12 protein-coding genes are annotated in these 8223 nt (G+C 54.8%); 4 read left to right on the forward strand and 8 right to left on the reverse strand.

The genetic code is table 11. The features are described 5' to 3' along the window. Nucleotides 1-381 precede the first annotated feature (381 nt). Entirely contained in the window at nucleotides 382-582 is a 201-nt protein-coding gene (locus E4680_RS13115; RefSeq protein WP_135282873.1) for a MerR family transcriptional regulator, read from the forward strand. Here the strand turns inward: E4680_RS13115 and E4680_RS13120 are convergent. Then, nucleotides 579-1733 carry a tyrosine-type recombinase/integrase gene (locus tag E4680_RS13120; RefSeq protein WP_135282874.1) on the reverse strand — a complete coding sequence of 385 codons (1155 nt, stop codon included), beginning with the start codon at nucleotides 1731-1733 and terminating at the stop codon, nucleotides 579-581. The genes E4680_RS13115 and E4680_RS13120 overlap by 4 nt on opposite strands. A 436-nt stretch (nucleotides 1734-2169) precedes the next feature. Here E4680_RS13120 and E4680_RS13125 point away from each other — a divergent pair, with 436 nt between their 5' ends. Genes E4680_RS13125 through E4680_RS13135 form a run of 3 tightly spaced genes read left to right on the forward strand, consistent with a single transcriptional unit; the run spans nucleotide 2170 to nucleotide 3805 of the window. Continuing rightward, a complete protein-coding gene (locus tag E4680_RS13125) occupies nucleotides 2170-3174 on the forward strand; it encodes an ATP-dependent DNA ligase (protein ID WP_167792518.1) in 1005 nt (334 codons plus the stop codon). Next, nucleotides 3171-3440 carry a hypothetical protein gene (locus tag E4680_RS13130; protein WP_135282876.1) on the forward strand — a complete coding sequence of 90 codons (270 nt, stop codon included), beginning with the start codon at nucleotides 3171-3173 and terminating at the stop codon, nucleotides 3438-3440. Before E4680_RS13125 ends, E4680_RS13130 begins: the two co-directional genes overlap by 4 nt. After that, nucleotides 3437-3805, forward strand: a complete 369-nt coding sequence (locus E4680_RS13135; protein WP_135282877.1) for a hypothetical protein — start codon at nucleotides 3437-3439, stop codon at nucleotides 3803-3805. The genes E4680_RS13130 and E4680_RS13135 overlap by 4 nt, the downstream gene beginning before the upstream one ends. 161 nt (nucleotides 3806-3966) lie before the next feature. Here E4680_RS13135 and E4680_RS13140 read toward each other — a convergent pair whose 3' ends face one another. The 7 genes from E4680_RS13140 to E4680_RS13170 form a co-directional block, all read right to left on the reverse strand. Beyond that, the gene (locus E4680_RS13140; RefSeq protein WP_135282878.1) at nucleotides 3967-5223 is read right to left on the reverse strand and encodes an AAA family ATPase; all 1257 of its coding nucleotides are present in this window, start codon (nucleotides 5221-5223) and stop codon (nucleotides 3967-3969) included. Nucleotides 5224-5409: 186 nt separating this feature from the next. Further along, the gene (locus E4680_RS13145; protein ID WP_135282879.1) at nucleotides 5410-5601 is read right to left on the reverse strand and encodes a hypothetical protein; all 192 of its coding nucleotides are present in this window, start codon (nucleotides 5599-5601) and stop codon (nucleotides 5410-5412) included. A gap of 1 nt (nucleotide 5602) precedes the next feature. Continuing rightward, nucleotides 5603-5794: a hypothetical protein gene (locus tag E4680_RS13150; protein ID WP_135282880.1), complete on the reverse strand. Its 192-nt coding sequence runs from the start codon at nucleotides 5792-5794 to the stop codon at nucleotides 5603-5605. 2 nt (nucleotides 5795-5796) lie between these two features. Beyond that, nucleotides 5797-6972, reverse strand: coding sequence for an RtcB family protein (locus E4680_RS13155; RefSeq protein WP_320410120.1), 1176 nt, complete (start codon nucleotides 6970-6972; stop codon nucleotides 5797-5799). Nucleotides 6973-7036: 64 nt separating this feature from the next. Then, a complete protein-coding gene (locus E4680_RS13160) occupies nucleotides 7037-7297 on the reverse strand; it encodes a hypothetical protein (RefSeq protein WP_135282882.1) in 261 nt (86 codons plus the stop codon). Further along, nucleotides 7290-7862 carry a hypothetical protein gene (locus E4680_RS13165; RefSeq protein ID WP_135282883.1) on the reverse strand — a complete coding sequence of 191 codons (573 nt, stop codon included), beginning with the start codon at nucleotides 7860-7862 and terminating at the stop codon, nucleotides 7290-7292. Before E4680_RS13165 ends, E4680_RS13160 begins: the two co-directional genes overlap by 8 nt. Continuing rightward, the gene (locus tag E4680_RS13170; RefSeq protein ID WP_135282884.1) at nucleotides 7859-8104 is read right to left on the reverse strand and encodes a hypothetical protein; all 246 of its coding nucleotides are present in this window, start codon (nucleotides 8102-8104) and stop codon (nucleotides 7859-7861) included. The genes E4680_RS13165 and E4680_RS13170 overlap by 4 nt, the downstream gene beginning before the upstream one ends. Nucleotides 8105-8223 lie beyond the last annotated feature (119 nt).

Raw genomic sequence — 8223 nt, forward strand, 5'->3', positions numbered from 1 at the left:
TGGGAAAGTAAAGGGAACATAACCCGTTACAAATCCGTTACGGATTTCCGTCTGAGGGAAATAATTCCCTATAAACAAGGGCGAAACATACGCTATCTCGCCCAAGCCCTTGCTTGACATCGTAGCGGCCACTGGTTCGATCCCAGTACCGCCCACCACTTTTCTTCAATAAAAACAACCACGAACAAAAATATAGGGATCGGATTGATACCTATATTTGAAAGCTTGGCTTTTCTTTTGAAGACGGGTGAACCCCACACAACCCCCCGAAACCTGCTACTACTTTTTTAAAATGTACGTGTAACGGTAAAAAGAACGTAGATCCTTGACAGGTTTACCTGACTTTTGGTATCAAAAGTCAGGTAAACTTTCGGGTATATAATGCTCAAAGATCAGCTTTTTGATGTCGACCAGGCGGTCGAGCACTTCAAGGCATGGGGAATCCTGGACGCGAATGCCAAATGGGTCACCAATCTGTGGGACCGGAACGACCTTCCGAGCGTGGTCGTGAAGAAAAAACGCCGCGTCCCACGCAGTCAGATCGACAAATTCATGGAAAGGAATATTCGCCGGGCAAGCTAGACGACAACGACGAACGGCTTCTCATCCTGTTCGATCATGAGATGACCATAGAGTCTGACCGTGAAGGCGTAATCCTTGTGCCCCGTCCGGTAGATGATCGTTTTAGCGTCCACGCCGGCAGCGATAAGGCACGACACGTAATAGTGCCGCAGTCCGTGCATGCCGGTGGGCGGGAGACCGAGTTCCTCAACCGCAGCCTTGATTGATCGTTGTATGTTGTGACGATCAATCGCTTTCCCGCTGTCTCGGGCGAGGAGAAGCCCGGAATTTACTTTCCACATCTCGCAATATTCGGATATCCGGTCTGCCAGTGTCTGATCGAACGGGATGGACCTGACGCCCGCTTCGGTTTTTGGTTTGCCAATCCCGTCCTCACCTTTGAAAGCGTGGATGACATCGAGCGAGCAGGTCTTCAAATCTATATTCTCCAGTCGAAGCGCTGCGATCTCGCCAATCCTCATGCCAGTCATTGCCGCCAAGGAGAGCGAAAGTTCCGTCCTGTGGAATGACTTCTGAAAGGCTACTCGTTTTGTCGCCAGACGCTTGTTCCTGAAATAATCCAGAAGCGCCCTCACCTGTGCTCTGGACAATATCTGCTTGTTCGTCTCGCGCTTGGTCTTCGACCGTTTGGGAGGTGTTCTGGCGTCCTTAAGGGGATCGGTAGAGCACTGGAATTCCTGCTTTGCCAGTTCGGTCGCTGCCTTCATATATTTCGCCGCGTTCGCCGCGACTTCCGTCTGCTTCTCCCTAAGCGTTCGCATGTACCGAAAGCAGTCTTCTTCGGATGTGCCGTCAATAGGGTCATCAAGGAAAGGGCAATCCGCGAGCTGGAGACGCTCGTACCGCTCAAGATTTCCTATGTAGGAGGAACCTACAGGCGCCCTTCCGTTGATGCCTATGGAAGCCTGCTCGCGGTAGAACACGAGTGCGTTTCTGAATGTGAACTCCCCCTTGGCGCCTTTGTCCGCTTTCTCCACGAGTTCAAGCAGACCGCCTTCGATCCAGTCGACGGCATCCCCTTTTGTCCTGAAGTTCTTGTCCTTGCGTTTTCCGTCTATTGGGTCGCTGAAGTACACTCGCCAATTGTACCGGGGATGCTTTGTCTTGGTGAGGTGGACGGCGCATCGCTTATCGATGTACTTCCGATCCATTTCCTGTCCTTTCACAAAACTTCTGCAAGTCGGCACGACGGCCTGCGAGGGGAGGAGGCCGCCGTGCCTTCACGCAATTACCGAAGGCGGAGGGGGTGAACCGCGTTCGGTACACCCGTCATAGCACACATAAATGTCATGTCAAACGATCTTTCTATGCAAGCTGGTCTTTTTATAATTGACATATCGCAAGGATATTATAGCCTTCCACGGAAAGGAGAACCAGATTGATGGGTAAAGCTCTCATTCGACTGTTCGAGATCGTGTTCCTTGCCTTTCTCCTGGTCATTCTCTGGTGACAGGACGAGGACAGATCATGTGCCCTACGCTATACAAGTATGACACTACAGGGAAACCCAGGTTCTGGGATGTCGAGATCGACTCCTTCAACGGGCGGTATAGATTTCTGACAGGAGTGGTCGGAAGTACCAATATCGTGGCGTCCGAATGGACACAGGCGAAGCCGAAGAATGAAGGCCGGGCAAACGCGACCACGGCTGTCGGACAGGCCTTCAAGGAGGCCGAGGCGGCGTGGACCAAGAAGAAAAAGGAGGGCTACCACGAAGACATATCGAAGTCTGGTGCGTCTTTTTTCGAGCCCATGCTCGCCAAGACGTTCAGTCCCAAGAGGATAGACAGTCTTCCCCTTGTCTTCGTTCAGCCGAAGCTCGATGGCATGCGCTGCATCGCGACGAAGGACGGACTGTTCTCGCGCACCGGCGAGAGGATCGTCGCCGTGGATCATATCTGGCTGGAACTCGCCCCGATCTTCGCGGCCAGTCCGGCTACTGTCCTGGACGGTGAACTCTACACCCACACGCTCAGCGACCAGTTTCAGCGCTTGATGTCGATCTGCCGGAAACAGGACCCGACCGATGAACAGATTCGTGAAGCCAAAATCATGGAATATCACGTTTATGACGGCGTCTTCGAAGGCTCTGAGAGCCGCACAGGCTTCCATGGACGCTTCATGCGGCTGCTCGACACCCTGGATGAGTTCTCGCTCGTCTACGGCGTTCCTGTGAGCACACGGCGTGTGGATAACCCAACCGAAGACGTCCTGTGGGGCATGCACGACCAATATGTGTCCGAGGGATACGAAGGCATGATGATCCGGATTGACGCGCCCTACCAGATCGGGAAGCGTTCTCCTCACCTGCTGAAGATGAAACGCTTCGACGACGACGAGTTCGAGATTCTCGGTGTCTTGCCGGGTGAAGGCAACTGGTCAGGGGTTGCGAAGACCCTGCACTGCCGGACCGAGTCCGGCGAAGACTTCTTTCCAACGATCAAGGCGCCCAGAGAGGTCTGCGACACGATCCTGAGAAATGCCTCGAACTATATCGGCAAGCAGGCAACCGTGCGCTATCAGGGTCTGACAGACGCAGGGAAGCCCCGTTTCCCGATTGCGAAGGCATTGCACATGGAGAACCGGTGGTGATAAAGGAAGAAAACGGTGTTCGGATTCACGTTGTCGATCACACCGGTTCCGTTTCCTACGGCATGTTTGCTGGAGCGTTTGGGGATGTTCTGGAACTGACCTTATATGATGTTCCGGAGGATATCGGAAGATTCCGGCTGGAAGACAAGGTCCGGTTTCTGGATCGGGATTATCCTATCCTGAAGGTTGTCACCGAGCAGTCTTACGAGCGGTCAGTTATACAGGTTGACCTAACTCTTTCCCTTACGGAAGGAAGCTCTCTGTGAATAGAGACGATTGGCCTGTCGAAGAATATTCCAGGGCTCGGGGGGAATGCCTCTATTGCGGTGCCAGGACCGGCGAACAGCATCATAAAGGCTGTGTCGTCCGTAGTAGAACTGTCGTTGTCGAAATCACCGTTCAACTGGTTCATGTGGTCCCAGAAGACTGGGACAGAGACATGATAGAGTTCGGGATGAATGATGGGTCCGGGTGTTCGGACAACCTACTCGGAGAGATCATGGAAGCCGCAGAGCGGAGAGACCGTCTTGACAGATGCTCCTGCCCTGTCGTCACCGGAAAGTACGTCAGAGAAGCTACGGAAGAGGACGAAGAATTCGACGTTCTCTTCATCAAGGATCTGAAATCCTGATAAAAACCGTTTCCTTTAACTGTGGTTACCCGTAATTAAAGGAAACGGGGTTTTCTTTTCATAAGACCGCCGAAAAGCAGGCAATCTTGTACACGACCAGCCAGAACAGAACAAGAAGTGCTATACCAATCTGTCGCCCTTCTCCTGGGCTAAGCCGTCCTTCAAGCTCCTTCCACATGGTTTCCTCCGGACAGGCTGTGCCTGACCTCTTTGGCGTACTCTTGGGACTCCATAAGAATCTTGCGGATGTCCGAGCCGGTCATCGGCGTATATGCGGACCGCATGGCGTCTGACACCGGGTGATCGAACACGGCGCACATCCGTTCGAAGGCATCCAGGTCGAGTAGCCCGATCTCATAGTGGCAGTCGAAACGCCCGGTCCGCAGCAGCGCCGGATCAAGGCGTTCCGGATGGTTCGTCGTCGCGATGCAGACCAGGCCGTCAGGCGACAGGAGACCGTCGAGGACGTTCAGCAGGGCCGAGAGGGTGACACCAGACTTGTCCTTCTTCTCGTCCTTGCGCCTGGATGTGTCGGCATTGCTTGCATCTGCGTCCTCGATGACGAGAAGGGACCTCCTCCAGTTGATCGAGGTTCCCATCAGCTGGGTCAGGTCATTGTCGTCTTCCAGGCTGCCGAGGTTGAGATACAGGATCGAACGGTCAGTCGCCGATGCGACAGCGTGGATCAGGGACGACTTTCCGGTCCCGGGAGGACCGGAGAGGATGATGCCGGCATGATAAGGCGTACCACGCTTTCGATAGAGGGGCTCGTCCTTAACGAATTGTTCGATCCGAGCGACCATTTCCTCCCCGATATTCCCGGAGGTGATTACGGTCGACAAATCCCGTTTTGGCAGGCTGGACGGAGACCTCCAGTAATCCGTGTCATTCACACGCATGGAGATCACGTCGGAGTCATCCCTGCGCTCGATCCTTGAAGTGATCTCGTCGGAGAAGATTTTAACCAGGTCGCGGGACCGGGTCACGAAGGTGATGGTCAGGTATTCCTTGAACTTCGCGGTGTTGTCCGACTGTTCCTGCGTCCTGTGAATGAAGACGAGCCGGCCCTTGTAGAGACCGTAGTGCGTTCCGTAACCTGCAGACAGGCCCTGGTGACGGACGACGTTCTCGTTCTTCTGGTGATCCCAATAGGTGTCGGACTGATAGAGATAGGTCCGGGAGAAGGATTGCCGGACCATGTTCTCCATAATGAAGGACTGGATGATCTGGTAGTTGTCCATGTCGGAGTTGAAACGGACCTCGATCGAGGCCGTTCTCTTCATTGCCGTCCAGATCTGCGAAGGAAGGCTTCGGGCAGCAAAGGTCAGGATGGACAAGGGCGCCGCGACCACGGCGGCGGCGAGGAAGTCGTTGGAGTGAAACTCTGCGACGAAGTAATCGATGATACTCTGAATCATGTCCTTTCTTGGCTTGGGCTATCAGCGTCAAGGTGCTGCAACACCTTGACGCTGACTCATGCCCTCGGGTTTGTGGCGATTGGCGGGCGGTATGTCAGCGGTCGTCCCACCGCACTTCATCGCCACCTTGATACGCCCGTGCCCGAGAACCGGCTGCGTTGGGAGGTGAGGGGACGGCCTGTTCTGTCAGCGTCGCGGAACGGGTGCCCGGTGCATCCGGGTCGAAGGCCCTCCGCGTGCTTTCTTGGCGGCTTCGACGGACTGTTCGGGAAGGACGAAGACGTCGGGCTCGACCAGTTCGACACGCTGCCAGGGAGTGTTCAGATCGTCCTCGTCTCCGAAGATTTCGTACATTTTGATCGAGCGGATGTCTGACATTTCACAGACCTCCGCGTCGAGACGCTTTGAATTGGTCAGGATTCGAGCAGATAAAGTCGAAGCCCGCCTTTCTCGTTTCCCGCTCACGACGTATGGCGGCGCTGTACGCCGAAATCGAAACAAGGATCAGGATGTTGCCGATAATAGAGAGGCACAGCGCCAGGACAGCAATGCTTAGAGAAACAGGTTCCATGTCTAACCTTTCACGTTGACGATCTGACGGAGTGTGTGAACGACTTCGACCAAATCGGATTGAGCCGCCATGACATCATCGATATCCTTGTAGGCGGCAGGACTCTCATCCAGGACGTCTTCATCCACCCGACACTCGATGCCGGAAGTGGCTTCAGCATGGTCCCTCAGAGAGATTGTCTTGCGGGCTTCGGTCCGGCTCATCTTTCGCCCTGCTCCGTGAGAGCACGAACAAAAGCTGTCCTTGTTCCCCTTGCCGCGAACAATGAAGGATTTGGCGCCCATGGAGCCTGGAATGATTCCGAGATCGCCTTCACGAGCCCGGACGGCACCCTTCCGGGTGACCCAGACATTCTCTCCGTAATGGTGCTCGATTGACGCGTAATTGTGGTGGCAATTCACCGCGAACTTGACGAGATGGAAGTCAGGAAGTCCGGAGGCTCTCATCGCTGCCAGAGTTCCCTCCATCATCGCCTTTCGGTTCGCGGCTGCGTAATCCTGCGCCCACATCAGAGCCTCGACATAGTCGTCGAACAGTTCTGTATACTCGACGAGGTAGGACAGGTCCTTGTCTGCGAGATAGGGCATAATGTGATACCGCTCCATCTCCTCCTTGGCCTTGTCGATGAAGTAGGAACCGATCCGGTTGCCTGGACCCCGCGAACCCGAGTGAAGCATCACCCAGACGGAGTCGTTCTCGTCGAGACAGAGTTCGATGAAGTGGTTTCCGGTCCCGAGAGTCCCCATGTGATTGACGACTCCCCGATGACCGATCCTGGGGTGACGGGACCGGATATCCTCGTAGCGTTCGTCGAGCCCTCGAAGCCGCTCGATGACACCGCGTGGCATGCGGTCGATGTCATTCCAGGCACCCTGGTCGTTCTTCGGGTCGCCATTCGCCGTTCGTCCATGGGGGACCATTGCTTCGATGGCGGTTCGTACATGGCGGAGATCGTCAGGAAGCTGGGACGCTGTTAGATTGGTTTGACAAGCCATCATTCCGCAACCGAGATCGACGCCGACCGCTGCCGGGACGATGGCGCCCTTCGTCGGGATCACTGATCCGATAGTCGCTCCTCGACCAAAATGCACGTCCGGCATGACGGCGACATGCTTGTGAATGAAAGGCAGACTCGCGACATTATGGAGCTGCTTCAGCGCATCCGGTTCGACGTACATGTCTCCGGTCCAGGCCTTGATAGCCTTACCGCCTTCTGAGTGTCGGATATAGTTATAAGACATCCTACCGCCTCCCCGCCTTGTAGCTGATGGCGTCAGAGATCACATGAGCCTGATGGCGCCGACCACGATCGAACATCCGAGACATCGCAGCACGCAATTCCCATGGAGACGGCGAGAAATGACCATCACTGTTTCGTTCGATCCGGACTCTGCAGTCGGCGACATGAATCTCGTATATGTCAGCTTGGTCCTCGCGCTCGACAAGCTTCATCCGACCGTCTTCAAGCTTCCAGAAGCTTTCTCGGTAGGGGGCATCAGCCATCGAAATCTCCCCACTGCGCCTGTCCCGCCTCGACCAGGAGGCTTTGACGACCGGCTTCATCCAATCGAAGCAGGTAGAGCGCAACACCACGCTCAGCCGGACTCAGTCCTCCGCTGTCGAGGCACATCTGGATGCTCTCGTCATCGATGTTGAGGTCTTCGATAACGATGTGAAGTCCGCCAAAAGGCGACACATCCTCTATCCAGATGAGACGAGCGACCTCTTGCCGGGCCATTCGAAGGATCGCGTCAACGGCCTCCATGGGCTCAATGGAAGCTAGGTCCTTACCCTTGGAGACAAACGAATTGTCGTTCAGGAACAGGTCTTTCGCAGCTTTCTCGTCAAGATCGAGCTTGAAACTGGCCCATCCGTATATGTCTGAAACGTACCTCTCAATGGGGCCGAACAGTTCACAAGCCCACCCCGCGATGCAGGCCGACGTTCCGCAGATGTAGTGGGCCATATTGAACCCGGAAAGGGCAGGTCCGCTTGTCAGAGGCCAGGCTTCAGTGTGAGGAACCGTCTTCAGATGGTCCGCGAGAATAAGCATGCGTTCGATGTTCATCGCTGGTGGGTCCTCGCTCCAAGGGTTGCGAGTTGTTCCTGAAGGTCCTGGCTGGCTTCGAGTATGTGCTTCCTTATCTGCATCTGGCTCATAGTGACGTACACCGGCTCAGTCTGGCCTTGGACGATCATGAGTCCTACTCTCATCGACTCATGATCATAAGGAATCGACATGCCAACAGCCTGAACCTCCTTCAGAAGGTCGTTGAGTTGCGTGGCTTTATCGATATCCTCTATACGCACTGCTTGATCTCCGTCTCTTCGGTCTCGACTCCAAGGCTTTTGAGCCGGCAGGACACATGAAAGATTTCAGCCTCGATGAGTCCGATCACAGCATTCGTCCTGATCTGAATCTCCTCGTG

This window comes from Candidatus Macondimonas diazotrophica (assembly GCF_004684205.1).
GTDB classification, from domain to species: domain Bacteria; phylum Pseudomonadota; class Gammaproteobacteria; order UBA5335; family UBA5335; genus Macondimonas; species Macondimonas diazotrophica.